A 25,820-nucleotide genomic window follows, 5' to 3' on the forward strand; every position below is an offset into this window, starting at 1 on the left:
CCGGTTCCCACTTTTGAGCGACATGCTTTTACAGCTTGCCGTCACGAATACGTAGCTGGCGGGCACGAGTCAGGATCGCGTCCTCGACCTTGCGGACGGCTTCGGCGCTGGCAGGGCCGCTGCGCGTATATAGTGCGACCGACAGCGAGCGCGCGTCCAGCGCGGGGTCACGCACATATACTGTGGCTTTGTACGACGCACCGCCACCCGGCGGGCGGCCATAACCAAACACGATAATGCCCGAGAACGGATCAGCGGCCTGAACGGGCATAAAGCTGAGCACATCCAGCGATGCATTCCAGATATAGCGGTTAACTTCGACCGTGGTGTTGGGGTCGTCTACGTTCTTGAACAGATCCCAGATGGTTTCGCGCGGTTCTTCAGCCTCAGGGGTATGGCCAAGACCACCGCCTTGTTGCTGCGCGTTCGAGCCGCCCCCGAAAATATTGCCCGATCCGGCAGAGCCAACAGATCCACGGCTGCCACCACAGGCAGAAAGACCAAGCATAGCGATCAATGACAGACCAAAAGCAGACGTTTTAAGGATGCCCATGAAACAGCCCCATAAGTAAAATTCCTCTTGTTAGTATATAAGCCCCTGCGGGCGGGCAAGCGTTTTCCCAAGCGCCTTATATGAGTCATATATTTAGAGAATCGCTTGATATTGCGGGTTTTCGCCGACTGCGAGAATGAAACTGTGGCATGAAAGCACCAATACGCCCGACTTTCGGTTTTCGACGTTTCAGTCGGCTTGCAATGAGCAGCGGAAAGGTGGATTGAACGATGCATACTCAATTCGGATTCCCCTGAATTGAGGCGAACTCTTAAATTCATGAGGGAAAACGAAATGAAAAAGATTCTGATCGCTTCGACCGCTCTGGTCGCAACCGCTGGTATCGCTTCTGCTGAGATTGGCTTCTCGGGCGCAGCTGGCTTTGGTGTTGTATACGACGGTTCCGACTGGAACCCTGACTACTACACCACTCTGTCGGTTTCGATGACCGGTGAAACCGACGGCGGCCTGTCGTTCGGCGCAGACTTCGACATCACCCAAGACAACGGCGGCACCGCTGTTGGTGACACCGAAGTGCACGTTGAAGGCGGCTTCGGCAAACTGACCGTTGGCGCTGTTGGTTCGGCTTCGGACGCTAAACTGGGTCTGGGCGACATCGGTTACTCGGGTCTGGGTACCGACAACGTTGCAGAAGTTCTGATCGACGCTGCTGACCAAGGCAACATCATGTACACCGGTTCGTTCGGTGACTTCGGTGTAGCTCTGTCGTACGACATGCAGGACACCGAAGTATTCTCGGTTGTTGCAACCTACGCCATGGGCGACTACAACTTCGGCATCGGCTACGATGACTGGGGCAATCTGGCCGCAGGTAGCGCTTTCCACGTAAAAGCTGGCGGCAACTTCGGTGACGTAGCCCTGAACGCTCTGTACTCGCGTTCGAGCGACGTTGACGTCACCGCTATCGGCGTAACCGCTGGTTACACCATGGGTGCAGCAACCATCACCGCAGCTTACTCGAACCTGAGCGATGGCGTCCTGTCGGCCGACGTTTACGGTCTGGGCGTTTCGTACGACCTGGGTGGCGGCGCTTCGATCGACGCTGGTGTTGCAGACGACGGCACCACCACTGTTGCCGATCTGGGCATCAACATGTCCTTCTAATCCTAACGGATTATTTGGTAAGGGAAGAGCGGGCCTTGCGCCCGCTCTTTTCTTTTGGGAAACCTGTTTGCAAGTATAAGACAGGATGACCCATGGCACTTTCAGACATTCAAACCCGCATCGCCAAGGAAGAGGCGCGCATGGGCCGCACCCCGGGATCGGCGCAACTGATTGCCGTGTCCAAGGTTCAGCCTTTGGAGCGCGTGGTTGCGGTGTTGGAAGAGGGCCATCGCGTCTTCGGTGAAAACAAGGTGCAAGAGGCCGCAGGCAAATGGCCCGACCTGAAGGAAAAGTTTGATGGAGTCGAGCTGCACCTGATCGGCCCGCTTCAGACCAACAAGACCCGGCAGGCGATTGAACTGTTCGACGTGATCCACTCGGTCGACCGTCCCAAGCTGGCCCGCGCCATTGCGCGTATTGCCGAGGAAGTGGGCCACTGCCCCCGTCTGTTCATTCAGGTGAACACCGGCGAGGAAGAGCAGAAAGCCGGCGTGTTGCCCAGCGACTTGGCCGAGCTTGTCGCGCTGTGCCGCGAATTGAACCTGCCGGTCGAGGGGCTGATGTGCATCCCCCCCACGGACGAAGAACCCAGCCTGCATTTCGCGCTTCTGGCCAAGCTGGCGAAGAAGCACGGGCTCAAAGGTCTGTCGATGGGGATGAGCGGCGATTTCGATCGCGCGATTGCGCAGGGCGCGACCTATGTGCGGGTTGGCTCGGCGATCTTTGGCGAACGGGACTATTCCTAGGGGCTTTGCCCCTCGAGCCTGCGCTTGTGGGCTCCGCCCGTTCTCAGGCGAAACTGTCCCCCGGACAGTTTCCAAGAAGCCTTCGAACCCCAGGATATTTTTGGCAAGAAAATGCGCTTAACGGACGATGATCCGGCTGTGCGGGGTCCAGTGCGCGAGGATCCAGCGCAGGTCTTTCGGCGCGAAGGCCAGACAGCCCGCCGTTGGGTGGCGCGGTTTGCGCCACTGATGCACGAAAATGGCCGAGCCTTTGCCGGGCGTGGCGTTCGGATAGTTCCAATCGCTGAACAGCACCACGTCATAAAGCGGCGCGGTCATGCGCAGTTTCTCGTGGCTGGGCGCATAGTTTTGTGCGCGTAGCCCGTGATTATAGGCGGGATCTGCGGGATCGTCGGACCAGATGTCCATCGGGCCAATGGTGTTCAGGTCGAACAGGGTATCGGGATGGGCCAGCCGATCTGCGCGAAAGCTGCCGCCCACCAGCCGCCAAACGCCGCGCGGGGTTGCGCCGTCGCCCTCGTGCTTGTTATCGGTCATGCCGCCGCGCCCGATCGCCACGGGAAAACGCCGCCCCATGAAGCGCGCACCCCAACGGGTGACGACCATGTCGTGGCGGCGTGGCAGTGTCACAGCAGGTGCCCGGATTTCTTGGCTTTCGTCGCCAGATAGGCCGCGTTATGCGCGCCTTCGCCGACTTTCAGCGGCACGCGTTCAGCCACTTTGATGCCGTTGTCTTCCATCATCGCCACTTTGCGTGGGTTGTTGGTCATCAATTTGACCTGAGTGAACCCCATGGATTTCAGGATCTCGGACCCGATACGGAAGTCGCGTTCATCGTCTTCGAAGCCAAGGCGGTGGTTGGCTTCAACCGTGTCAAACCCTTGATCTTGCAGGGAATAGGCGCGCATCTTATTTGCCAGTCCGATGCCGCGACCTTCTTGGTTCAGGTAGAGCAGTACACCCGCACCACCAGCCCCCATAGCCGCCAGCGCCGCGTTCAACTGCGGGCCGCAATCGCATTTCAGGCTTCCCAGAACGTCGCCGGTGAAACAGGCCGAATGCAGCCGCGCCAATACCGGTTTGTCGCGTGCGGGGCGGCCGATTTCCACGGCATAGTGTTCCTCGCCGCCGTCTTCGGGGCGGAAAATGTGTAGTCGCCCGGCCTCGGATACCTGCATGGGCAGGCGGGCATGGACGACGGGCGCCAGATGTAGATCGCGGAGCGTTTCCGGGTTCAAATGCACCAGTGTCAGGCCATACGACAGGGCCAAGGCATCGGCATCCTGCGTTTCAACCACCAAAGCCGAGGGCAAAAGCTGCGCCGTTTTGCACAGCGCGATGGCGTGCGCTTCTAGCGCATCGTCGCCGCCGCGACAGGTGCGGAAAGGGCCCTTCATCGGGTGTGATAGGTCATCCGCCGGGTCAGCGACCGAGGCGATCCAGCGTGTATCGGCATCGGACGGCAGTTCGATCCGGGCCACGCGGTCGGAATAGGCACGCGCCTTCAATGTCTCGGCGCGGCGCGGCGTGATCGCCAGAACAGCGTCCCCCAAGGCGCGCAGGCTGTCCAAGCGCCCGGCAGATAAGGTCTCGGCCGCCGCTGCGACGACATCGCGGCCATCCAGTCGTAACACGACCGGCACCCCCATGCGCAGATCGGCACGGGCGCGGGCAAGAAGCTCGGTCTGGTTCGGGGCAAGCGTCATCATGATCCTCTCGTGCCCTAGATAGGCGGTTCTGACACGATATGAAACATTTCCCGGTCAATTGACACGAGGCCGTGAGAGTTTTGTTGCATATCTTGTCATTTCCGTGCGCGCCCACAAATCTGAAGGCAACACGACAAAGGAGGGCGCCATGTCCACGTTGAAGAAGATTTTGCTGGTAGATGACGACGAGGATCTGCGCGAAGCGCTGGCCGAGCAGCTGCTAATGACCGAGGATTTTGACGTGTTCGAAGCCGGAAACGGGGCCGAGGCGATCACCAAGTCCAAGGAAGCACTCTATGATCTTGTGATCCTCGACGTGGGCCTGCCTGACACCGATGGGCGCGAGCTGTGCCGCGTGATGCGCAAGCAGGGTGTGAAATGCCCGATCCTGATGCTGACGGGTCATGACACCGATGCAGATACCATTCTGGGTCTGGACGCGGGCGCCAACGACTATGTGTCCAAGCCCTTCAAGTTCCCGGTGCTTCTGGCGCGTATCCGCGCCCAGCTGCGCCAGCATGAACAGTCCGAAGATGCTGTCTTCCAGCTTGGGCCGTACACCTTCAAGCCGTCGGTGAAGATGCTGGTGACCGAGGATGACCGCAAGGTCCGCCTGACCGAGAAAGAGACCAACATCCTGAAGTTCCTTTATCGCTCGACCGATGGCGTGGTGGCGCGCGATGTGCTCTTGCACGAGGTCTGGGGTTATAACGCGGGCGTCACCACCCACACGCTTGAAACCCACATCTATCGTCTGCGCCAGAAGATCGAGCCCGACCCCTCGAACGCGCGGCTGCTGGTGACGGAAAGCGGTGGCTATCGTCTGAACGCTTAGAATCCTCCTGTGCCCGAGGTTATGGGCACATTTCCTCCCTGAAAGACTGACCGGGCTCATTGGGCCCGGTTTTTCGAGTGCTAAAGGACTGTGTGCAGTTCGGGATCGAACTCTTTGTCGATCTCTAGGCATTGAAGAACAAACGTACCATCTATCACAAGGTCGCTTTCGGGATCCTGGAAATAGCTTTTCTCGGCGTGCTTACACGCAGCCTCCAACGCGTTGATATACCTGTCAACAAACGCCGGTTCCGAAACTAGATGAAGCTTGGCTTCATGCGCAATCTTCCGGTTTGTGCTATCTCCGAAGTCACTCTGTTGATGGGTCGAGATGTAAACACGCCCACGAATGTCTGCCTTCACGACTTGGTGGTAGTATCCATTTGCAACCTCCCCACCTTCACCGCCAAATGAGGTGTCGGAATGCGTTCGGTTGTTGTTAAGCAGGGCGGCTAGGTTGGTGATGTTCTCGCGAATGCTCTGAAGGTCAGTGTAAACCGTGTTGCGAAACAGATTTCCATCCACGCTCACGGTGACTTCAAACTCAAGCAACCTGTCGTCACTCCATTTTTGCTTGAGTGATATAAAATTATTGGGCAATTCAATTTCGTCTTTACTAAATAATCGGCTTAATGGGTTTCAAAGCACTAAATGGATCAGTGTAGATAGTCCATTTGTTTCGAGACGCCCCTTATGTGTTGAACAAACTTCCCACCCCATATGCCAGTGCCGCCGCCGCGCCTCCGATCAGCAGGGTCTCAAAGGCTGACCGCCACCACGGGCTGAGCGACCAGTGGCTTTTCAAGGCGCCGATGGCGAAGAAGCTGGCCATGGTCATCCACGCGGACACGGTGAAGGCATCCTCGAGTTTGAGGATGAATGGCAGCAGGGGGACCATGCCGGCGATTAGGAAGGCAACGAAGGTCGTTGTGGCGGATCGCAGCGGGTTAGGGTCTATTCCGCCCAACCCGTATTCGCCCTCCATCATCATCGCGATCCAGTTTTCCTTGTCCTTGGTGATGGCGTCCGTGGCCTCGTCCAAGATTTGGTCTGACAGGCCTTTCTGCGACAGGATCTCGCGAACTTCGCGCCATTCCCCTTCGGGATTGCGCGCGATGTGATCCTCTTCGATCTTTCGGATGCGCTGGAAATTGTCCTGTTCCGCCTTGGTCCCGGAATAGGCCGCGGCGGCCATGGAAAACCCGTCGGCCAGCACGTTCGCCAGCCCCAGAATGACGATGATCAACGGCGACAGCCCGGCCCCGGCCACGCCCGCCACGATGGCGAAGGTGGTTACTGCGCCGTCAATCGCACCATAGACTGCATCCTTCAAAACGCCGCGCCCGGGAGGCGATCCGATGCGGTCGGTGATTTCCTGTTGGCTGTGTCCGTGATCGGTCATAGGTGCTCTCCTTCAGGGAAGCTTGAACCAGTATCCCTTGTGCCGCCTTAAGGCAGATCAAGGGATGCGAACCGAATTTAGTCCTCGGGCCTAACCGCCTCATCCCCCATCAGATACCGCGGCCCCGCGCCCTTATCCGCTGCTACATCGTCGGGGTTATACAGAGCACATCGGTCCAGAGACAGACAGCCGCAACCGATGCAGCCGTCCAGCTTGTCGCGCAGGCGGGTTAGAGCCTGTATCTGTTCGTCCAGTTCCGCGCGGAAGTCCTGCGAGATTTCGGTCCAGTCCTTGGCGGTGGGCGTGCGGCTTTGGGGCAGGCGGGACATGACCTCGCGGATACGATCCAGCGTGAAGCCGAATTTCTGCGCGATCATTACAAAGCTCAGGCGACGGATATCAGACCGCAAAAACCGCCTTTGCCCGCCCGCATTGCGTTCCGGCGCGACCAGACCCTGGGTTTCGTAATACCGGATCGCGGACACGGCGAGCCCGGTGCGGTTGGCCAAGGTGCCAATGGAAATCTCGTTTCTGCGTTCCATGTGAATCCCCTTGAAAGAAAAAGCTTGAGCTAAAGTTAGCTTTAGGAATTATCAACCGAGTCGCACCAAAGATCAAGGAGGCCAAAATGGCAAATCTAGAGCATGTGAATGTGACTGTATCAGACCCGAAAGCAACCGCCGCATGGTTGGGCGCCGTGTTCGGATGGACCACCCGGTGGGAGGGCGACGCGATGTCTGGCGGATACACCGCGCATGTGGGCGACGAGGGGTCATATGTGGCTCTATACACGCCCAACATGGCGATGAAGGACCCGCAGCATTCCTATACGACCCGCGCCGGATTGAACCATGTGGGGGTGGTCGTGGACGACATCGACGCGACCGAAACACGCGTAAAGGCGGCTGGGTTCACCCCGCATAACCACGCCGATTACGAGCCGGGAAAGCGGTTCTATTTCGATGATCATGATGGCGTCGAATGGGAGGTTGTGTCCTACGCTTGATGCATATGGATCAGATCCCGGGCCGGTGTTGCTCTAACCAAGTTTTCACGTCCGACAGCCTGCCGCGCGCGATGGGCACGGCGGTGGCATTGGACAGAAGCAGCACCGGATTTCCGTCCTGACGCTTGCGGCCGGTCACCGCCTTCCTCGCCACCCAATGCGAGCGATGACACTGAATGCCATGGCTGTGGTCGCACAGTGCCACGAAGTCCTTCAACGCGCCGCGCAGCAGGAATTTCGTCTGCTCGAAGACGAATTCCAGATAGTGTTCCTGTGATTGGACATGCAGAAGCGAGGGAAGGTGAATGTCCTTATCCTCGAACCGAATGGTGTCGAGCTGCGGGGCTGGTTCGGGCGCATCAACCAGTTCTGGCGAGGGCGGCGTGCCTTCCCAGAAGAAAGGAAGAATGCTTGTGACGGTTAGAAGTTCGACCAATGCAGCGATCAGCAGATTGCGAGAGAAATCAGCCCAAGTCAGGTTTTCATAAAGGAACGTGCTCTGCGTCAGCAGGTTGATCAGGAAGGTGCTGACGAACACGGCACCAATGGTTGCCGCTGCGGTAACGGGATAGTTGATCACGGCAATGTTGGCTCGCAGGCGATTCAGGATCAGATGGATCACACGGATCATTGCGTACCAAAACACGACGGTCAGATAGACCCCGATTACCCAGAACAAGATCCGGGTCAGGTAGGGGGTGGGGATCTCGAACAGGGTGGATTTGAATGTCGCCAGCGCAAGGGCGACCAAAATGAACGTGCCGTTCATTTGCCCCGAGAGGATCAGCCGATGCAGTACGCCCCAATGACAGCGCACGCGTGTGCCGTTGATGGCAATTACATGCATTTCATTCCAACGGGCTGTATTTGCTTGGGGTCTCATGCGATCAGATTCTTAGTCATGGAGCGTGCAGGGGCGTCATTATGCTGTTTGGCATGTTGGCTGTTTCAGGATGGGTAGAGTAACTGGTTTCACCATGATGTAAGAGCGCCATTGTGCCAACGCACTTGGCGCTCTTTTCTATACTAAAGTTGCAAAAATTTCTGAATGGTGCCAGCCCCGTTTTTCTGGCAAGACTGTTGGCTCATGCGACCATCAACAGGAAGACGCGCGATGAGCTTTACCCTTGCCACTTGGAACATCAACTCGGTCCGTCTGCGCGAGCCGATCGTGCTGAAGTTGCTCGAGGAAGAAGCGCCGGATGTGCTGTGTCTGCAGGAATGCAAAAGCCCGGTCGAGAAGATCCCGCTCGAAGGGTTCAAGGCGCTGGGGTATACGCACATGGTGGCCCGTGGGCAGAAGGGCTATAACGGCGTTGCGATCCTATCGCGTATCCCGATGGTCGAGGCCGAGAGCTTTGATTTCGCTGATCTGGGCCACGCGCGCCATATTGCTGGGCAGCTGGAAAATGGCGTGACGGTTCACAATTTTTATGTTCCTGCGGGCGGCGATGTGCCGGACCGCGAGCTGAACGAGAAATTTGGCCAGAAGCTCGATTACCTCACCGACATGCGTGACCATTTCGGGCGCGAGAAACCGCAGAAGTCGATCCTTGTGGGCGATCTGAACATCGCCCCGCGCGAAGATGACGTCTGGTCGCACAAGCAGCTTTTGAAAGTGGTTAGCCACACGCCGGTCGAAGTTGAAGCGCTGGGCGATGTGCAAGACGCGGCTGGTTGGGTCGACATCACCCGTCAGGATATTCCCGAAGGGCAGCTTTACAGCTGGTGGTCCTATCGCGCCCGCGATTGGGATGCCGCCGACAAAGGTCGTCGTCTGGATCACGTTTGGGCCACGTCCGATATCTCGAACGCAGGTCACGGCTCGCGGGTGGTGCGCGACGCGCGCGGCTGGGAAAAGCCGTCGGATCACGCGCCGGTCTTCGCGACGTTTGACCTTTAAAACTGGCCTGACACGCGCCATATAAGCGGTAAACCTATTAAACGGAGCCAAAGCCATGGAATTCGGACTGGACGGCGCGTCTGCGGGCGTGGAACTGATCAAGGATGTGGGCGAAGCGACCTTCATGCAGGACGTGATCGAGGCCTCGCAAGAGGTGCCGGTGATCGTCGATTTCTGGGCGCCGTGGTGCGGCCCGTGCAAGACGCTTGGCCCAGCTTTGGAAGCTGCCGTGACCGAGGCTGGCGGCAAAGTCCGCATGGCCAAAGTTAACGTGGATGAGAACCAGATGATCGCAGGCCAGATGCGCGTGCAGTCGATCCCGACCGTCTATGCTTTCTTTCAGGGCCAGCCTGTGGATGGCTTCCAAGGCGCAGTGCCGCCCAGCGAAATCAAGGAATTCGTCAACCGCGTTGCGGCGCTTGGCGGTGATGGTGGTCTGGCGGATGCCATTGCTGCTGCCGATGAGATGCTGGAGGCAGGCGAAGTTCAGGACGCCGCCCAAACCTATGCCGCGATCCTTGAAGAAGACCCGAACTCGGCCGCAGCCTATGCCGGTCTGGCCCGCACCCATTTGGCTGTTGGCAATGCCGATGACGCCGAGGCGACTCTGAATGGCGCCCCCGCCGAGATCTCGGACGCGCCGGAACTCGAGGCTGTCCGCGCCCAGATCGAACTGGCGCGTCAGGCCGAAAACGCGGGTCCCGTGGCCGAGCTGCGTGCGGCTGTCGACGCCAATCCCGACGATCACCAGTCGCGGTTTGATCTGGCCGTTGCGCTGAATGCAGACGGTGATGTGCAAGGCGCCGTGGACGAGCTTTTAGAGCTTTTCCGCAGGGATAGAGACTGGAATGACGCGGCCGCCAAGCTGCAGCTGTTCACCATTTTCGACGCTTTGGACGCCAAGGACCCGATCGCCTTGACCGGTCGTCGCAAGCTGTCGTCGATGATCTTTGTGTGAATGGAAAAGTCGCGCTAGACTGGTGTCATGATCTCATCAGCTGACTTGCCGGATACCCTTCCGATCTTCCCCTTGCCGGGCGCGTTGCTTTTGCCCCGTGGCCGGCTTCCCCTTCATGTGTTCGAACCGCGCTATCTTGCGATGGTCGACGATGTGCTGAAAACGCCCCAGCGGCTGCTGGGCATGATCCAGCCCATTGGCGAAGAATGCGGCGAGGATACGCGGCTGCACAGCATTGGGTGCGCTGGTCGGATCACCTCGTTCACGGAAACCGAAGACGGGCGCTATATGGTCACGCTGACTGGCGTGTCGCGTTTTCGTTTGGGGCAGGTCGAAACGGGCTTTACGCCCTATCTGAAGGCGCAGATGGGGTGGGACAGCTTTGACCGCGACCTTGGCCAGCCCGAACATGATACAGGCCTAAACCGCGAGACGTTTCTGGCGCTGTTGACCCGCTATTTCAATCTGCAGGAATTGCAGACCGATTGGGAAAGCCTTGAATCGGCCGAGGACGAGCTGTTGATCAATGCCCTGTCCATGTTGTGCCCCTTTGCACCCGAAGACAAACAGGCGCTGCTTGAGGCACCATCGCTGCCCACGCGCCGCGAAACCCTTGTAACTCTTATGGAATTTGCGTTGCGCAAAGGCGCGGGCGAGGAGAAAGTACAATGACCACCCCAGCTGAAACCAAGTTTGATCGTCGCATGATCGAGGCGCTTGTCTGCCCTGTGACGCAGACGCAGCTGACCTATGATGCCGACAAGCAAGAGCTGCTGTCGAAAGCTGCCAATCTGGCCTTCCCGATCCGTGGCGGCATCCCGGTTATGCTGGTGGATGAGGCGCGCAAGATCGAAGAGTGATGCGCAGCAACGCCTGCCCCTTAACTTAACTTCCCACATAAAAGAGTTCCGAAATGTCCCCTAAATTCGGCACAAGCGGCCTGCGTGGCCTTGTCACAGACCTGACGCCTGACCTGGTCGGCGCCCATGTTATGGCCTTTCTGCGCGCTTGCCCGGTGGGAACGGGGTTGTTCGTGGGCCGTGACCTGCGGCCCTCTTCGCCCGACATTGCGGGGATGGTGGCGGATGCGGCGCAGGCTGCGGGTATTCAAGTGACGGATTGCGGGGCGGTGCCTACCCCGGCGCTGGCTTTGGCGGCGATGGGGGCGGGCGCCTCGGCAGTCATGATCACCGGCAGCCACATCCCGGCAGACCGCAACGGGTTGAAATTCTATACGCCCGAGGGTGAGATCACCAAAGCCCATGAATCCGCGATTTTGGCTGCATTAGACACTTGTATGGACCCAATTGCGGGGCCAGAGGTGATCCAAAACACCACGGCGGGGGCCGACTATGTGACCCGCTATGTCACCGCCTTTGGGCCAGATGCGCTGGACGGATTGCGGATCGGTGTCTACAGCCACTCCGCCGTTGGGCGTGATCTGCTGTTAGACATGATCCCGGCGCTGGGCGGTTCGGTTCTGGAGCTGGGTCGCAGCCCGTCGTTCATTCCAGTCGACACCGAGGCCGTCGCCCCCGAACTTCGCCAACAGCTGCGCGACTGGGCCAGCGCGCATGATCTGGACGCGATCATTTCCACGGATGGGGACGGGGATCGGCCCTTGCTGACGGATGAGGCAGGTCAGGTGATTGTGGGCGATGTCCTGGGCCAGATCACCGGCGCCGCGATGGGGGCCGATGTCGCCGTGACCCCGGTATCGTCGAATACGGGCGCGGAAGAGGTGTTCGGCCAGGTGATCCGCACGCGCATCGGCTCGCCTTACGTGATTGCGGGCATGGAGCAGGCCAACGGACGCGTCGTCGGGTACGAGGCAAATGGCGGCTTCCTTCTGGGGTTCGAGGCACAGGGCTTGCCGCCCTTGATGACCCGCGACGCGGTGTTGCCGTTCCTAGTGCCTCTGACGCGCGCACGGGCTGCGGGCGGTCTGTCGGCGCTGGTCGCGCAGCAACCAGCCCGCTTTACCGCCGCCGACCGCCTGCAAGAGGTGCCGACCGAGATCTCGCAGACATTGGTCGCAAGATTGGATGCCGACGCAGATGCGCGCGACGCGTTTCTGACGCGCGTCGGTGGACGCTGTGCCGCCGTGGATCGGACCGATGGCTTGCGCATGACGCTGAACGACGGCCGGATTGTGCATCTGCGCCCCTCTGGAAACGCCCCCGAACTGCGCCTGTATGTCGAGGCCGACAGTGCCCCTGCCGCAGACCAAGCGCTTGCCGTCGGATTAGAGGCATTGAGGGCAGAGCTGGGGCAAAACTGATACCGATCTATGCACCCAAATTTCGTATCGTCAGGCTTTCCGACTTTCGGCTGGCCCCGCCTTTCTGATCTGAGTAGGGTTGCGCGATGAAACAGGCTGATTTGAAGAGCAGTATTATTGCCCACCGCAACGACCGGATGGGCGCGCGCATTATCTCGATGTTGAACGCCATTCGGATATCGCGTGACTATGACATTCCGTGGTTTTGTGGCTGGACCACTGGTGGGCGTACCCACGAGGAATGCCGTGATCCGACCTATATTTTCAGCGAGGATTTTGTCGAACGGAAGTTCTTCGACGGCGATGTGCTGCATCAGGTCTATAACGATCTGATCGATATCAGCACGGTGGAAGGCAGCGGCACGACCCGCGGACAATTCCTGAAGCCCGTCGCAAAGGGTGAAAGCTATCTGGCCGGTGCGGCGATGGGGATCACCGTTTTGCCATGGGAAGATATGGCCAAAGTGCAGGCTGCCTTGCCCCTGTGTCTGGACGAGTTCGAGTACTCCCCCCCGGTTCAGGCGATGATCGGCGAGATCAAAGAGATGTTCGCCGGGTCCAGCCTGACTGCGCTTCACATCCGCCGCGGGGACATCATCTATAATCAGGTGACGTCGAACAAGCTGTGGCCCAACAAGTACATCCCGCGCGAGTTCTACGAGGTGTTGCTGGAACGGCTGCTCGAAGATCCGACCCAGCGTATTCTGGTTTTCTCGGACACCCCGCAAGAGGTGGACCGGCTGAAAGAAAAATCCGATCGCGTGATGGGGATCTCGGATCTGTTCGGCGAACGTGACTTTACCAGCGGCGCACGCGATTTTCTTGAATTGTATGCCATGTCGCTGTGCAAGCAGATCTACGGGCCGCCGTCTTCGGCCTATAGCCAGACGGCCATGACAATTGGCGGCTGCAACTTGCGGGCTGTTCAGGATGCCCTGACCCAAGAAGAACATGACATCGCGATGGAGCGGATGTCTCAGCGGCTGGAACAGAAATCAGACCTGTTCATCAACATGGGGGATGTAGGGCAAAGCCTGCATTTCCAGATCGAATACCAGTTGTCGCGTAACGACCCCGCGCGCGCCAAGCGGATCATCAGCGCGTATATGGAAGACGGGCTGGATAAAAGCTTTGCCTATCAGCTGCTGTGCGAACTTTCGGTGACCAGTCAGGATCTGCCCTATGTCGAAGAGGTGCGCAAGATGGCCTATGCGCGCCCGGTCTATGTCGATGATTCCATTGCGGTCGTGAACGCATATTCGGCCATGAACCAGTTGGTGCAGGGGGATCATACGGCGGCACGCTCGCGTCTGCAGGCGGCGACATGGTTCCGACCGCTCGAGCCTTTGGTGCAAGGCGCGCTCAGCTCTGCGCTGGGGGGCGGTGCGATCACGCCAGATAATTTCTATCCGTTTGATCCGGATCTGGTGCGTAAAAAAGGCGGCGTGTTTCCCGTCGGCAAAGCGTCTTTAGCTGCGCTAAACGGCCTTGTACCGCACGGGATGAAGCCGGAAGATCGACCGCTTTTCCACCCGTGGGAGATCGTCGTGCGCGACTGGCGACTTGTTTCTGGCAAGCGTCTGAATCGGGCGTTCACCAACATCTCGAAGATCGCCAAAACCCGTGACATGCTTCGTCGCTCATTTAACAAGATGAAGGGTGAGCCCGCGTTGATCTCTGCGCTGGGGGTCTATGATCATGCGATGGGTAACACGCGGGCCGCGCTGGATGCGCATCTGACGGCGGTCGAACAGGCGCCCGAGAATCCGATTTACTACAAGCGTTTATCGGACATCCTGTTCGAAACAGGCGAGGCGAAGGACGCGCTGCCTTATCTTGAACGGGCCACCGAGCTGTCCGGCAACCACCCTTGCTATGCGGCCTGTCTGGCTGACCGCTTGTGGTCTGACAGGGATCGTCGTGATGACGCCCGGGCCATTCATGACCGGCTGGCAGATCATGATCATGAATTTATCGAGATCCGCATCCTGACCGCCAACATGTTGCGTCGCACGGCAGATCGTCTGCCCGAAGCGTTGGTCGAATTGGACAAGGCCGAGAAGCTCGCCCATGGCGCCGTGCGGATCATGACCCCCAAGGCCCGGTTCCTGATGGCCGCAGATCGCGCCGACGAGGCGTACGAGATCTATGAAAAGATCGTCGATTGGGGGCTGGAGTCTGTGCACACGCTTCAGGACATCTATCGGCAGTTTGACCGGCTCGGTCGTCCCGAGGTCGCGCGCGAGCTGATCAAGCGCAGCACGTTCGACACGGATATGGTGCTTGATCTGGCCAAATGACGGGCGCGCTATGGTCTTTGCATCACAGTGGAAATGGCAAGCAATGCGTCAAAGTAAGGTGCTAGCAATTAGAAGATACGATGTCTAAGTTGCCGCCAATTAAACGACGCATTGGCAATCGGTGCGTTCTACGACAGGCATAAGGTATCAGGCGATGTTCTATCCGCTGGCAAATACAACTTGGGACGACGCGGAATACGCGGCGCTGCAAGAGGTGATCGCATCAGACCGTTTCACAATGGGCGCCCGTGTCCGCGAATTTGAAGAGGCATTTGCCAAGAAGTTTGGCAAGAAATACGCTGTCATGACCTCGTCCGGATCGACGGCCAACTTGCTGGGCATCACGGCGGCCTTCCATCACCCGGATTTCGGGTTTCAGCCCGGAGACGAGGTGATCGTTCCTGCGGTCAGCTGGTCCACCACCTATTTCCCGATTACCCAGAACGGGATGAAGCTACGCTTTGTCGACATCAACCCCGAGACGCTGAATATCGATGTTGATCAGGTCGCCGCCGCAATCACGCCGCGCACCAAGATGGTCTTTGCGGTGAACCTGCTGGGCAACCCGATCGAGGCGGATCGTCTGCGCAAGATCTGTGCCGATGCGGGTGTCCTTCTGGCAGAAGACAATTGCGAAAGCATGGGTGCCAGCCTGAATGGCGAAAAGGCCGGTGCTTTTGGGCTGTTCGGGACGTTCTCGACCTTTTTCAGCCACCATATCTGCACGATGGAAGGCGGGCTTGTGATCACCGATGATCGCAAGCTTTATGACAACATGCTGTCGATCCGCGCCCATGGCTGGGTCCGTGATCTGCCCGAAGATACGCATCTGCCGATGGACCCTGACCCCTTCGTGCGTCAATTCCGCTTCGTGCTGCCCGGCTACAACCTGCGCCCGATCGAAATGGAAGGTGCGCTGGGCATTCCTCAGCTTGCGAAACTGGACAGCTTCGTTGCCGAACGGCGCAAGAACGCGGTGCAGTTTCAGTCGCTATTTGGCGATCACGAGCATCTGACCATTCAGCGCGAAACCGGCGAAAGCAGCTGGTTCGGCTTTGCTATGGTGCTGCAGGGCAAGATGCGCGGCCAGCGCGCGGCCTTGGTCGACGCCCTGAAAGAGGCCGAGATTGAATGCCGCCCCATCGTTACCGGAAACTTCCTGCGCAACCCTGTCATCGACAAGCTGGACCACAACGTCTTTGGCCAGATCAAGGCCGCAGACGTGATTGATTCCGAAGGGTTGTTTGTTGGCAACCACCACCACCCCATTCCCGCGCAACTGGATCGTCTGCGCGAGGTCGTCGACGCGACCTGTGCCAAATTCTAAGAACAAGGACCAGACCTAGGGCCGATAAGAAAACCGCCTATATCACGGGCATCACCGGACAAGACGGCGCCTATCTGGCCGAGCTTTTGCTGGCAAAGGGCTATGAAGTGCATGGCGTCAAGCGCCGCTCGTCTTCGTTCAACACGGCGCGCATTGACCACCTGCAGATCGACAATCACCGTCCCGGCAACCTGCATCTGCACTATGGTGACATGACCGACAGCACCACGCTGATCCGTCAGATCGCCGACATCCAACCGGACGAGATTTATAACCTTGCTGCACAGTCGCACGTGCAAGTCAGCTTCGAGATGCCGGAGTATACCGCGAACGCCGACGCCATTGGCTCGTTGCGTATTCTGGAAGCCATCCGGATGCTGGGTCTGACCGAAAAGACCAAGTATTATCAGGCCTCTACGTCGGAACTGTATGGCAAGGTGCAAGAGGTTCCACAGCGCGAAACCACGCCGTTCTATCCACGCTCGCCCTATGCGGCGGCGAAGCTGTATGCCTATTGGATCACGGTCAACTATCGTGAAGCCTATGACATGTTTGCCACCAACGGCATTCTGTTCAACCACGAAAGCCCGATCCGCGGCGAGACCTTTGTGACCCGCAAGATCAGCCGCGCGGCGGCGGCGATCAAGCTGGGCCTGCAGGACACGCTCTATCTGGGCAATCTGGACGCTCTGCGCGACTGGGGCCATGCCCGCGACTATGTGGAAGGCATGTGGCGTATCCTGCAACATGACGTGCCCGAAGACTTCGTGCTGGCAACCGGCGAAATGCACTCGGTCCGCGAATTCTGTGATCTGGCCTTTGCTGCCACCGATGTGACGCTGGAATGGAAAGGCGAAGGCGTGGATGAGAAAGGCTATGACGCCAAGACGGGTCAATGTCTTGTGCAAGTCGATCCGCGCTATTTCCGCCCGACCGAGGTTGAACAGCTGTTGGGTGATCCGACAAAAGCGCGCGAAATGCTGGGCTGGGAAAGCTCTACGCCTTTCGCTGATCTGGTCAGCGAAATGGTGCAGGAAGATTGGAAGCTTCTGGAAACCGAGCGTCTGGCACGTCGTGCCTATGGTGTTGTGGAATAAGAGCGGGGCAAGCCACTCATGAAGCTTCTTCTGACCGGTGGATCTGGCATGTTGGGCAGCGCATTGCAGCGCTTGGCCCCAACCGTTGCGCCCGACCTTGAGGTTCTGGCCCCGACCCGGGCCGAGCTTCCCTTGACCGACGCGCAGGCCGTATCCGACTGGTTCGCCGCCAACCCGGTGGATGCAGTCATCCATGCAGCGGCGCGTGTGGGCGGCATTCAGGCCAACATCGATCACCCGGTCGATTTTCTGGTCGAGAACCTGAGGATGAACGACGCGGTCATCATGGGCGCCCATCAGGCAGGTGTTGAGCGTCTGGTGTTCCTTGGATCATCCTGTATGTACCCGCGCGACTATCGCCAACCGCTTGAGGAAGGCGATATCCTCGCCGCGCCGCTGGAACCCACGAACGAAGGCTATGCGCTGTCCAAAATCACCGGCGCGCGGTTGTGCGATTACATCACCCGCAGCCACGACAACAGACACTATAAAACGCTGATCCCGTGCAACCTGTTCGGGACCGAGGACCATTTCGGGTCGGTCGCAAGCCACCTGATTGCCGCCATCGTGACCAAGGTCGTGCAGGCGCGAAATGCGGGCGAGGATAGCGTCGAGATCTGGGGCAGCGGCAACGCCCGGCGCGAGTTCCTGTTTGTCGATGATCTGGTGCAGTTCATGCTGACGTCGCTGCCGCGGCTGGACAGCCTGCCTCAGGTTCTGAATGTCGGCTATGGCACGGATTATTCGGTCAACGAGTACTATCAGATGATTGGCGAAATGGCAGGCTATACCGGCGCGTTTCACCATGATCTGTCCCGGCCCGAGGGTATGATGGCGAAATGCATGACCTCCGAACGCGCCAAGGCGCTGGGATACGCCCCCCAAACCCCGATGCCACAGGCACTTGCCGCCGTGATTTCGGCGTATGAAGGTCAGATTGCGGCTGGCTGAGGATTGCTTGAAGAAGACATCCGATTGCCGCCTTTCTGTCCGAATTTGAAAAGATAAGCAGGGCAAGAAGGAACAGTTCAATGATTACTCCAGTATTGCTGTGTGGCGGCTCTGGCACCCGTTTGTGGCCCCTGTCGCGTAAAAGCTATCCCAAGCAGTTCTCGCCCTTGATGGGGGACGAAAGCCTGTTTCAGGCCAGCGCCCATCGCTTGTCTGGCCCTGCCTATGCGGCCCCTCTGGTCGTCACGGCGAATGATTTCCGCTTCATCGTGACCGAGCAGCTGGACGGCGCAGGGATCACGACCGGGGCAGTTCTGATTGAACCCGCCGGGCGCGATACGGCCCCTGCTGTGCTGGCCGCAGCGTTGCATTTGGCCGCCACCGATCCGGACGGCATGATGTTGGTCGCGCCGTCTGATCACGTGATCCCGGACACGGACGACTTTAACGCCTGCGTGGACGCCGCTTTGCCCGCCGCGCGCGCGGGCCAGATGGTCACCTTCGGCATCAGCCCGGACCGCCCGGAAACCGGCTATGGTTATCTTGAACTGGACGCGGCGCCGACCGGCAACATGACCGCCGTGCCGCTGAAATCATTTGTCGAGAAACCGGATGCGGAAACCGCCGCCAGCATGCTGGCCGAAGGGCGGTACCTGTGGAATGCCGGGATTTTCCTGTTCTCGGTTCCAACCATTCTGGCGGCCTTTGAAACCTACGCGCCCGAGCTTATGGCGGCTGTCAAAGGCGCAGTGGATGGCGCCAAGCGGGATCTGGGCTTTACCCGTCTCGACCCCGTGGCATGGGACACGGCCAAGCCGATCTCGATCGACTATGCGGTGATGGAGAAAGCCGACAACCTGTCCGTCGTTCCCTTCGCCGGGCGCTGGTCCGATCTGGGGGATTGGGCGGCTGTCTGGCGTGAAACCCATTCGGATGGCCTGTCTTTGTCCGGTCCGGCCACGTCGATTGATTGCCAGAACACACTCTTGCGCTCGGAAGTGGAAGGTCAGGCGATCGTCGGCATCGGGCTTGAGGATATCGTCGCGGTCGCCATGCCCGACGCGGTTCTGATCAGCCACAAGGACCGCACGCAAGAGGTCAAACAGGCGGTCACCGCGCTGAAGGAACAGAAAGCCCCTCAGGCCGAGGCCTTCCCCAAGGATCACCGCCCGTGGGGCTGGTTTGAAAGCCTTGTCGTGGGGGACCGGTTCCAGGTCAAACGGATTGTCGTACACCCCGGCGCGGCCCTGTCGCTGCAGTCCCACCACCACCGGTCCGAACACTGGATCGTGGTCGAAGGTACCGCCAAGGTCACCGTAGATGACGAGGTCAAACTGGTCAGCGAAAACCAGTCCGTCTACATCCCGCTGGGCGCCACCCACCGCATGGAAAACCCCGGCAAGGTGCCGATGGTCCTGATCGAGGTTCAGACCGGATCTTATCTGGGGGAAGATGACATTATCCGCTACGAAGACGTCTACGCGCGGGACTAAATCCGTGCGCGCGGCCCTTCTTGGGCGACCAATCTGCGATGTCTGGAGTTTCTGGAGCGGGCGGCGGGAATCGAACCCGCGTCATTAGCTTGGAAGGCTAAGGTCTTACCACTACACAACGCCCGCTCAGTGAAAACAGGACATATTTCATGTGTTTCTGGGCGTCAAGTGTACCCATTAGCGTAATCTAATGAATAACCACCCCAAAATCAGCTTAGGAAGCTCACCATGCCACACCGATTCGCGTTAATATCGGCTGAGCGATAACCCTTCCTGAAACGAGGTTCCCTTGGTTTCACTGATCTTCTTCGCAGTCACGACTTCTGTTCGGGCTGTGATCTAATAGATCAGACGGTTTCCTTGCGAAATCAACTGCACAGGTGACCAATTCTAGCGCCCTCAGACAGTGGGATGTCGTGCTTTGGATTCCAATCGACTTCGCAGAACAAAGGGCTTTTGCAAAATGATTCAATCATCGTGATACTACGTAGATAGCCTTCAAGGCAGGTGAGTAGCCCTATCTGACGGGTCCAAGTTGATTGTTCGTGCATGATCGGGCTGGGTTCCATTGGTGTGATGGCTTCTGGAGCCGGAAGTGATTGTCTTGAAGTCACGGCAGGCTGACGTTCTGACGGGACAAGGAATGGCTCGTCTGGATGCGATTAGACAGATTGTAGGGAAGCTGAGAATGGTAGATGTTTTGACACCCGAAGAGCGTCGGAAGCACTTGCTGCCGCTGGGAGATGCCGGCTGGGGAGCGGTCACAGACCGTGATGCCATCCGGAAAGTATATATTTTTTCCAATTTTGTAGAGGCTTGGGGCTGGATGTCCCGCGTCGCGATCTGGTGTGAAAAGTGGAATCATCACCCGGAATGGAGCAATGTCTATCGCACCGTTGACGTCACGTTGACGACACACGACGCAGACGGTCTAACCGATCTGGATATTAAGCTGGCAAAAAAAATGGACGCACTTGCGGGCGCGTCGAGCGCTGCAACATTCCAATCGGACCTTTCGGAACCGATCGCCTGTCTTTGTCACCCGGACGCGCCTCGTTGAGAGCAATGCGCTCAGGCGTGAAACACAAAAGATCGCATCGAAACGGATCCCAGGTCGAAACTGTCATTCAGAAAGGTCAGCGCGTCACGACTGTCCGAGGCCCCGGCGATGGTAAGCGCGGGTACATAGTGTTCGGTCGTCGGATGTGCCTGACGTAGCAAACTGCCCATACCCTTTCGGTCTGTCAGTGCAGCAAAATCGCGCTCGGTCAGGCGCTCGGTGAACATCGTGTCAAAGGCCTGAGCGAAATCTGGCGGCGGTCCCGATGGGGTCAAGGCGCGCAGATTGTGCACAATGTTTCCCGATCCAAGGATCAAAACACCGCGGTCACGCAACTGCGACAGTACGCGGCCGATTTCCATGTGCCACTCGAAATCCTGAGACATGTCGATCGACAACTGAAAAACCGGAACGTCAGCCTTTGGGAACAAGAACTTCAGAACCGACCAAGAGCCGTGGTCCAGCCCCCATGTGTCGTCTTCCTGCCCGTTGTGGCTGGACAGAAGCGATACGACCTCGCGGGCGAGTTCGGGGTGGCCATCAGCCGGATAGTCTTGGTCATACAGTTCGTTGGGGAAGCCATAGAAGTCATGGATCACCGCAGGCATTTCTGACACGTCGACCAGAGTGGTGCCGGTCGTCACCCAGTGGGCCGAGACCACCAAGATCGCTTGCGGGCGCGGCAGTTGGCGGCCCAGTTCGGTCCAGCCGCGGCTATACTTGGTGTCCTCGATGGCGTTCATCGGCGACCCGTGCCCCAGAAAGACCAAGGGCATCCGCTCGGATGCCGCAAAGCGGTCACGTAGTGACTGAAGGGATTGAACGACTTTCATGTTGCAGCTCCTGCAGGGTGGGGTGCCGCCAGAAGGCAGCACCGCTGGATTAAGCGTATTGGCCCAGGGTTTTTTCGACAATCGGCAGTTTCAACGCGAAAGCGCCGTTTCCAAGAAGCGCCAGTGCAATTTGTGCCACGGCCCAGAACAGCGGGAATTCCCAGCCGCCACCTTCGTTCGAGAACATCCACCCGGCACCAGAATGTGCCCAGATCGCCCCTAGCAGCACAGGCAGAACAGCCAGTGATACCAGTCGGGTGGCCACGCCCAGGATCAACGCAATCCCGCCACCAATCTCGGCGATGATGGTCAGATAAGCGAGGATGGCGGGCAGGCCCATGCTTTCAAAAAAGCCGACCGTTCCGGGAATGGTAAAGACCAGCAATTTGGTCAGTCCATGTGCCAGGAAAAGGCCACCGGTCGTCAGGCGCAAGGCCAAGGCGGCATAGGGAGCAGTAGTTTGATCGATCATGTCGATGATCCTTTCATAAGATGACCCGCAGAGTGTTGCTGTCGGGGTCGTTGTTTTGCTGGGATCAACATAGGGCTTGTCAAAAATCCACAAAATGGCGAAGTTATTGTATGACTATCGCCATTATGTTCTTAATGGAGCCCGCATGGATCTGATTGACGGGCTAAAAGCCTTCGTGGCAACGGCCCAAACCGGGTCGTTTACGGCTGCGGCCCAGCAGCTTGGGATATCGAACCGGCTTACCTCGAAATATGTTGGCGCGCTTGAGGATCGCCTTGGTGTGCGGTTGTTTCAGCGCACCACGCGCAGGGTGGGGCTGACCGCAGCAGGCGAGGATCTGATGGCCCGTGCCCCGGCCTTGATGGACGATTTGGACGACATGCTGGCCGAGGTGACCGAAGACATCCGCGGCTTCACCGGGACCATCCGCATTTCGGCCCCGGTTACCTTTGGCGAAGTCTATGTGAACGGCATGCTAGGGCGTTTTGCTGCGCAGCACCCGGACCTTTCCATTGATCTGCGGCTGACGGATGGCTTCTCGGATCTGGCGAGTGACGGGATTGACGTGGCAATCCGGATTGGCACCACCGAGACCCTATCCGTGAAGACGCGCAAATTGGGGGCGTTTCGGACCCAAGCGGCGGCCAGTCCCGCCTATCTGGCCGCGTATGGCGATCCGCAGCACCCGCGTGATCTGGCGACGCATTGCTGCATCTTGGATACCAACCGCCGCACCCCCACGCGCTGGGCGTTCTATCACAACGGTGTCGAAGAGACGGTCAACGTAACAGGGCGCTTCCGGGTGAACTCGGCGCGTGCCGCCTGTGAATTGGCGGCCGCCGGGCGGGGCATCGCCTATGGCCCCAGCTTCGCCCTGCAAGACGCCATAGAGGATGGGCGATTGGTGCCGTTGCTGCCGGATTACGACGGGGAAACAAGCCCGATCTCGGCAGTCTATCTTGAGGGGCGCGCCTTGCCGCGCAAGCTTCGCAGCCTGATCGACTTCATTCAGCAAGACATCCGACAGTCCAGCTTTCGCTGACGCGCCCAAAGGCTTTGGGTCAGGGTTTGGTGTCGCGGATCACGAAATGCTTGGTGCAGGTTTCCAGCACTTCCCAAAAGCCCTTGAACCCGTCCGGAATGAAAAACGATCCGCCTGCGGTGAACTCTTGTCGCGTTCCGTCTTCATGGATCAAGGCGCATCGGCCCGACACAATATAGCAATACTCGTCCTTGCCCGCGAAAGCGTGCCATTTGCCGGGGGTCGAGGTCCAAACCCCAACGGTCAGCTTCCCATCCGGGCTTGTTGAATGAACCCAGATATCCTGATGCGGGTCGCCTTCGACGACGCAGTTTGGGATATCTGCAAGACGGCGCGAGGTTTTGGCGTCGGACGTTTTGCTAAGGTCGACAACGTGAGGGGTCATGCGTCTTCTCCTTTGGCTTCAGCTTTCAAGATATCTGCGGCGTCGGCCTGGGCGGCAGTGACGGCGATCATGTGCAGGATGTCCTCAGCAGAACACCCGCGTGACAGGTCGTTGGCGGGGCGGGCAAGACCCTGAAGGATCGGGCCGATAGCCGCGGCTCCGCCCACGCGCTGGGCGATCTTGTAGGCGATGTTACCGGCTTCCAGATTGGGGAAGACAAAGATGTTCGCATCGCCCCCCAATGGCGACCCGCTGGCCTTGGACGCTGCGACGTCCGGAACGAAAGCCGCATCGAACTGCAGCTCGCCATCAATCAGCAGATTGGGGTTGGCTGCCCGTGCCAGTTCCGTCGCCGTAACCACTTTCGACACTTTGTCATGCGAGGCACTTCCGCGCGTCGAGAACGACAGCATCGCAACCCGCGGCGTGTCGCCGGTCAGGGCCACGAAGGATTCGGCTGATGCCTGCGCGATCTGGGCCATTTCCTCGGCCGTGGGGTCCACGACAAGGCCGCTATCAGTGAAGATATGCGCGCCTTTCTTCGCGTGGTGATCCTTGCAGAACAGCATCAGGAAAAAGCTCGAAATCAGCTTTGATCCCGGCTTGGGGCCGATCACCTGAATGGCCGTGCGCACGATCTCGGCGGTGGTGGCGACAGCGCCGCCAACTGTGCCATCGGCGTGGCCCGATTTAACCAGAAGGGCTGCGAAGACATGCGGTGATTTTGCGGCGTCGCGGGCCATCTCGGGTGTGACGCCCTTGTGCTGGCGCAGTTCGTGAAACAACGCTGCCAGTTCGTCCAACAAAGGCGAGGTTGCCGGATCCTGAATCTCGATCCCATCGCCGGGTGCGGCGCCCGCGCGGGCAAGCTCGGCCTGCACATCGGCCTCAGACCCCACCAGCACAATCCGGGCGATCCCTTGCGCGCGGGCATCAATGGCCGCCGCCACGGCGCGCGGATCGGCGCCTTCGCTCAGCACGATCTTCTTTTGCGAGCGCGCTGCATTTTTCAAAAGCATTTCAAGCGGTTTCATCGTCTGATCCTTTTCGACGGATTAGCTTAGTGGCCCAACATCAGGACGCCAGCGAGGACAAAGAGCGCGATAAAGATCGTCTCGACCACGATCATCGCAATGGCCTGCCCGCCCACTTCCAAAATCCGCTTAAGCGAGGTTTTCATGCCCACGGCGGCGATCGACACCAACAGCGCCCAACGGCTGAGCGACGACATGGCGTCGACCAGCGCGGCCGGGATCAGCCCAAGCGAGTTCAGGGTGGCGAAGATCAGGAAGCCGACGACGAATGTCGGCAGGATCGGGGGGCGCTTGCCCTCAGCGGCATTGTCCTCGGCAAAACGGCGCACAAGGATCGAGATGATCAGAACCACCGGGGCCAACATCGCGACGCGGATCAGCTTGACCATCGTGGCCACTTCCCCGGCTTGATCCGAGACCGAGAAGCCAGCGCCGACAACCTGGGCCACATCGTGGATCGTGCCGCCAAGGAAGACGCCCGAGACTTCGTCGTTGAAGTCAAACGCCTCGGTCAGGATCGGATAGGCGATCATCGCAATGGTCGACAGCACGGTGACCGACAGAACGGTGAAGATCAGGTTGCGCTCGGAATGTTCGTTTTTTGGCAAAACCGCGGCAATGGCCATCGCAGCCGATGCCCCGCAGATCGCCACCGATCCGCCGGTCAGAAGGCCAAACCGCCAGCCGCGCCCAAGGACACGCGCCATCAGAAGGCCAAAGAGGATGGTCAGGATCACGCCCAGCACAACGACCGAGATCAGCTTCGGCCCAAGGCCCACCATCAACTCGACACTGATGCGGGCACCCAGAAGTGCCACACCAAAGCGCAGCACGGTGCGCGCGGTGAACTCGATCCCCGCTTTACAGGCCCCGCCGCTGTCTTCGGCCAAGAAATGAAAAGCAATGCCCAGAAGCAGCGCCATCAGCATTGCAGGTGCGCCGTAATGCTCTGACAAAAACTGCGCTGCCGCAGCCACGACGACTGACACCAGAAAACCGCGCCAGTTGTCCTGCAGAAACGCCATCACACGGGGTGCAAATGCGGGGGCTGTGCTGTCCTGCATCATCACTTTCATCCTTCAAAAAAAGAAAAGTGCGCCCCCTCTTCTTCAAGGGTGGATGAAGAGAGGGCGCAGGAAATGCCGGGACGTAGGCCTGCCCCGACAAGGGAGGGTTCATCAAACCTGTTGCGGTTTCATGTCGTCTTTGCTGATGCCAGCGACTTTGACGGGTTTTTTCATCGCGTCGCGGCGGAAGGGTTCGCCCAGTTCCTGGTTGATCATCGCTTCGATCAGGGTGGTGATGCCGT

27 protein-coding genes, 1 tRNA gene and 1 pseudogene are annotated in these 25,820 nt (G+C 58.8%); 16 read left to right on the plus strand and 13 right to left on the minus strand.

The genetic code is table 11. The annotated features are described in order from the left end of the window. Positions 1-28: 28 nt before the first annotated feature. Positions 29-553 carry a DUF3576 domain-containing protein gene (locus tag MWU53_RS08765; RefSeq protein ID WP_247092484.1) on the minus strand — a complete coding sequence of 175 codons (525 nt, stop codon included), beginning with the start codon at positions 551-553 and terminating at the stop codon, positions 29-31. A gap of 294 nt (positions 554-847) precedes the next feature. On the opposite strand from MWU53_RS08765, the gene MWU53_RS08770 reads away from it, so the two are divergent. Next, positions 848-1,678, plus strand: a complete 831-nt coding sequence (locus MWU53_RS08770; protein WP_247092485.1) for a porin — start codon at positions 848-850, stop codon at positions 1,676-1,678. 92 nt (positions 1,679-1,770) lie between these two features. Then, on the plus strand, positions 1,771-2,424 hold the full coding sequence (locus MWU53_RS08775) for a YggS family pyridoxal phosphate-dependent enzyme (RefSeq protein ID WP_247092486.1): 654 nt from the start codon (positions 1,771-1,773) through the stop codon (positions 2,422-2,424). 117 nt (positions 2,425-2,541) lie between these two features. Here the strand turns inward: MWU53_RS08775 and MWU53_RS08780 are convergent, their stop codons facing one another. Further along, positions 2,542-3,030 (minus strand): L,D-transpeptidase family protein, encoded by a 489-nt coding sequence (locus MWU53_RS08780; protein WP_247092547.1) that lies wholly within the window; start codon positions 3,028-3,030, stop codon positions 2,542-2,544. Between the two features lie 20 nt (positions 3,031-3,050). Next, a complete protein-coding gene (gene ribA / locus MWU53_RS08785) occupies positions 3,051-4,130 on the minus strand; it encodes a GTP cyclohydrolase II (RefSeq protein ID WP_247092548.1) in 1,080 nt (359 codons plus the stop codon). A gap of 151 nt (positions 4,131-4,281) precedes the next feature. Between ribA and MWU53_RS08790 the strand changes: the two genes are divergently transcribed. After that, positions 4,282-4,968: a response regulator transcription factor gene (locus tag MWU53_RS08790; protein ID WP_247092487.1), complete on the plus strand. Its 687-nt coding sequence runs from the start codon at positions 4,282-4,284 to the stop codon at positions 4,966-4,968. Between the two features lie 80 nt (positions 4,969-5,048). On the opposite strand, the gene MWU53_RS08795 is transcribed toward MWU53_RS08790, so the two are convergent. From MWU53_RS08795 to soxR, 3 genes are all read right to left on the minus strand, one after another. Continuing rightward, on the minus strand, positions 5,049-5,519 hold the full coding sequence (locus tag MWU53_RS08795) for a hypothetical protein (RefSeq protein WP_247092488.1): 471 nt from the start codon (positions 5,517-5,519) through the stop codon (positions 5,049-5,051). 139 nt (positions 5,520-5,658) lie between these two features. Continuing rightward, complete coding sequence (locus MWU53_RS08800; protein WP_247092489.1) at positions 5,659-6,369, minus strand: VIT1/CCC1 transporter family protein; 711 nt, start codon at positions 6,367-6,369, stop codon at positions 5,659-5,661. 77 nt (positions 6,370-6,446) lie between these two features. Next, complete coding sequence (gene soxR, locus MWU53_RS08805) at positions 6,447-6,911, minus strand: redox-sensitive transcriptional activator SoxR (RefSeq protein WP_247092490.1); 465 nt, start codon at positions 6,909-6,911, stop codon at positions 6,447-6,449. A gap of 86 nt (positions 6,912-6,997) precedes the next feature. Between soxR and MWU53_RS08810 the strand changes: the two genes are divergently transcribed. After that, the gene (locus tag MWU53_RS08810; protein WP_247092492.1) at positions 6,998-7,375 is read left to right on the plus strand and encodes a VOC family protein; all 378 of its coding nucleotides are present in this window, start codon (positions 6,998-7,000) and stop codon (positions 7,373-7,375) included. A gap of 10 nt (positions 7,376-7,385) precedes the next feature. Here MWU53_RS08810 and MWU53_RS08815 read toward each other — a convergent pair whose 3' ends face one another. Next, positions 7,386-8,258, minus strand: coding sequence for a LytTR family DNA-binding domain-containing protein (locus MWU53_RS08815; protein WP_247092494.1), 873 nt, complete (start codon positions 8,256-8,258; stop codon positions 7,386-7,388). 231 nt (positions 8,259-8,489) lie between these two features. On the opposite strand from MWU53_RS08815, the gene MWU53_RS08820 reads away from it, so the two are divergent. The 10 genes from MWU53_RS08820 to MWU53_RS08865 all read left to right on the plus strand — a co-directional run bounded on the left by MWU53_RS08820 (position 8,490) and on the right by MWU53_RS08865 (position 19,685). Further along, entirely contained in the window at positions 8,490-9,278 is a 789-nt protein-coding gene (locus MWU53_RS08820; protein WP_247092497.1) for an exodeoxyribonuclease III, read from the plus strand. A 55-nt stretch (positions 9,279-9,333) separates the two neighbouring features. Then, positions 9,334-10,236, plus strand: a complete 903-nt coding sequence (gene trxA / locus MWU53_RS08825; RefSeq protein WP_247092499.1) for a thioredoxin — start codon at positions 9,334-9,336, stop codon at positions 10,234-10,236. Positions 10,237-10,263: 27 nt separating this feature from the next. Further along, positions 10,264-10,908 carry an LON peptidase substrate-binding domain-containing protein gene (locus tag MWU53_RS08830; RefSeq protein ID WP_247092500.1) on the plus strand — a complete coding sequence of 215 codons (645 nt, stop codon included), beginning with the start codon at positions 10,264-10,266 and terminating at the stop codon, positions 10,906-10,908. Further along, on the plus strand, positions 10,905-11,096 hold the full coding sequence (locus MWU53_RS08835; RefSeq protein ID WP_133485500.1) for a Trm112 family protein: 192 nt from the start codon (positions 10,905-10,907) through the stop codon (positions 11,094-11,096). The genes MWU53_RS08830 and MWU53_RS08835 overlap by 4 nt, the downstream gene beginning before the upstream one ends. 53 nt (positions 11,097-11,149) lie before the next feature. Beyond that, positions 11,150-12,517, plus strand: a complete 1,368-nt coding sequence (locus MWU53_RS08840) for a phosphomannomutase (protein ID WP_247092501.1) — start codon at positions 11,150-11,152, stop codon at positions 12,515-12,517. Between the two features lie 86 nt (positions 12,518-12,603). Continuing rightward, complete coding sequence (locus MWU53_RS08845; RefSeq protein ID WP_247092502.1) at positions 12,604-14,817, plus strand: hypothetical protein; 2,214 nt, start codon at positions 12,604-12,606, stop codon at positions 14,815-14,817. Between the two features lie 154 nt (positions 14,818-14,971). Further along, a complete protein-coding gene (locus MWU53_RS08850) occupies positions 14,972-16,144 on the plus strand; it encodes a DegT/DnrJ/EryC1/StrS family aminotransferase (RefSeq protein WP_247092503.1) in 1,173 nt (390 codons plus the stop codon). Continuing rightward, entirely contained in the window at positions 16,138-17,241 is a 1,104-nt protein-coding gene (gene gmd / locus MWU53_RS08855; protein ID WP_247092549.1) for a GDP-mannose 4,6-dehydratase, read from the plus strand. The genes MWU53_RS08850 and gmd overlap by 7 nt, the downstream gene beginning before the upstream one ends. 18 nt (positions 17,242-17,259) lie before the next feature. Continuing rightward, the gene (locus tag MWU53_RS08860) at positions 17,260-18,192 is read left to right on the plus strand and encodes an NAD-dependent epimerase/dehydratase family protein (protein ID WP_247092504.1); all 933 of its coding nucleotides are present in this window, start codon (positions 17,260-17,262) and stop codon (positions 18,190-18,192) included. 80 nt (positions 18,193-18,272) lie between these two features. After that, a complete protein-coding gene (locus MWU53_RS08865; RefSeq protein ID WP_247092505.1) occupies positions 18,273-19,685 on the plus strand; it encodes a mannose-1-phosphate guanylyltransferase/mannose-6-phosphate isomerase in 1,413 nt (470 codons plus the stop codon). A gap of 52 nt (positions 19,686-19,737) precedes the next feature. On the opposite strand, the gene MWU53_RS08870 is transcribed toward MWU53_RS08865, so the two are convergent. After that, positions 19,738-19,811: transfer RNA gene (locus MWU53_RS08870), tRNA-Gly, on the minus strand. A gap of 562 nt (positions 19,812-20,373) precedes the next feature. Here MWU53_RS08870 and MWU53_RS08875 point away from each other — a divergent pair. Continuing rightward, positions 20,374-20,667, plus strand: a pseudogene (locus MWU53_RS08875) (4a-hydroxytetrahydrobiopterin dehydratase); the annotation flags it as partial. Positions 20,668-20,756: 89 nt separating this feature from the next. Here MWU53_RS08875 and ygiD read toward each other — a convergent pair. Together ygiD and MWU53_RS08885 are read right to left on the minus strand one after the other, a co-directional pair. Further along, a complete protein-coding gene (ygiD, locus tag MWU53_RS08880) occupies positions 20,757-21,578 on the minus strand; it encodes a 4,5-DOPA dioxygenase extradiol (protein WP_247092506.1) in 822 nt (273 codons plus the stop codon). Positions 21,579-21,627: 49 nt separating this feature from the next. Beyond that, positions 21,628-22,050, minus strand: a complete 423-nt coding sequence (locus MWU53_RS08885; protein WP_247092507.1) for a DoxX family protein — start codon at positions 22,048-22,050, stop codon at positions 21,628-21,630. Positions 22,051-22,195: 145 nt separating this feature from the next. Between MWU53_RS08885 and MWU53_RS08890 the strand changes: the two genes are divergently transcribed. Beyond that, on the plus strand, positions 22,196-23,092 hold the full coding sequence (locus MWU53_RS08890) for a LysR family transcriptional regulator (protein ID WP_247092509.1): 897 nt from the start codon (positions 22,196-22,198) through the stop codon (positions 23,090-23,092). A gap of 19 nt (positions 23,093-23,111) precedes the next feature. On the opposite strand, the gene MWU53_RS08895 is transcribed toward MWU53_RS08890, so the two are convergent. The 3 genes from MWU53_RS08895 to MWU53_RS08905 are packed head-to-tail and all read right to left on the minus strand — an operon-like array spanning position 23,112 to position 25,578. Continuing rightward, complete coding sequence (locus MWU53_RS08895; RefSeq protein ID WP_247092511.1) at positions 23,112-23,477, minus strand: cupin domain-containing protein; 366 nt, start codon at positions 23,475-23,477, stop codon at positions 23,112-23,114. Then, on the minus strand, positions 23,474-24,511 hold the full coding sequence (pta, locus tag MWU53_RS08900; protein ID WP_247092513.1) for a phosphate acetyltransferase: 1,038 nt from the start codon (positions 24,509-24,511) through the stop codon (positions 23,474-23,476). The genes MWU53_RS08895 and pta overlap by 4 nt, the downstream gene beginning before the upstream one ends. Before the next feature lie 26 nt (positions 24,512-24,537). Then, positions 24,538-25,578, minus strand: coding sequence for a YeiH family protein (locus MWU53_RS08905; protein WP_247092515.1), 1,041 nt, complete (start codon positions 25,576-25,578; stop codon positions 24,538-24,540). Positions 25,579-25,820 lie beyond the last annotated feature (242 nt).

The organism is Aliiroseovarius sp. S1123 (genome assembly GCF_023015885.1).
In the GTDB taxonomy this organism is placed as follows: Bacteria; Pseudomonadota; Alphaproteobacteria; order Rhodobacterales; family Rhodobacteraceae; genus Aliiroseovarius.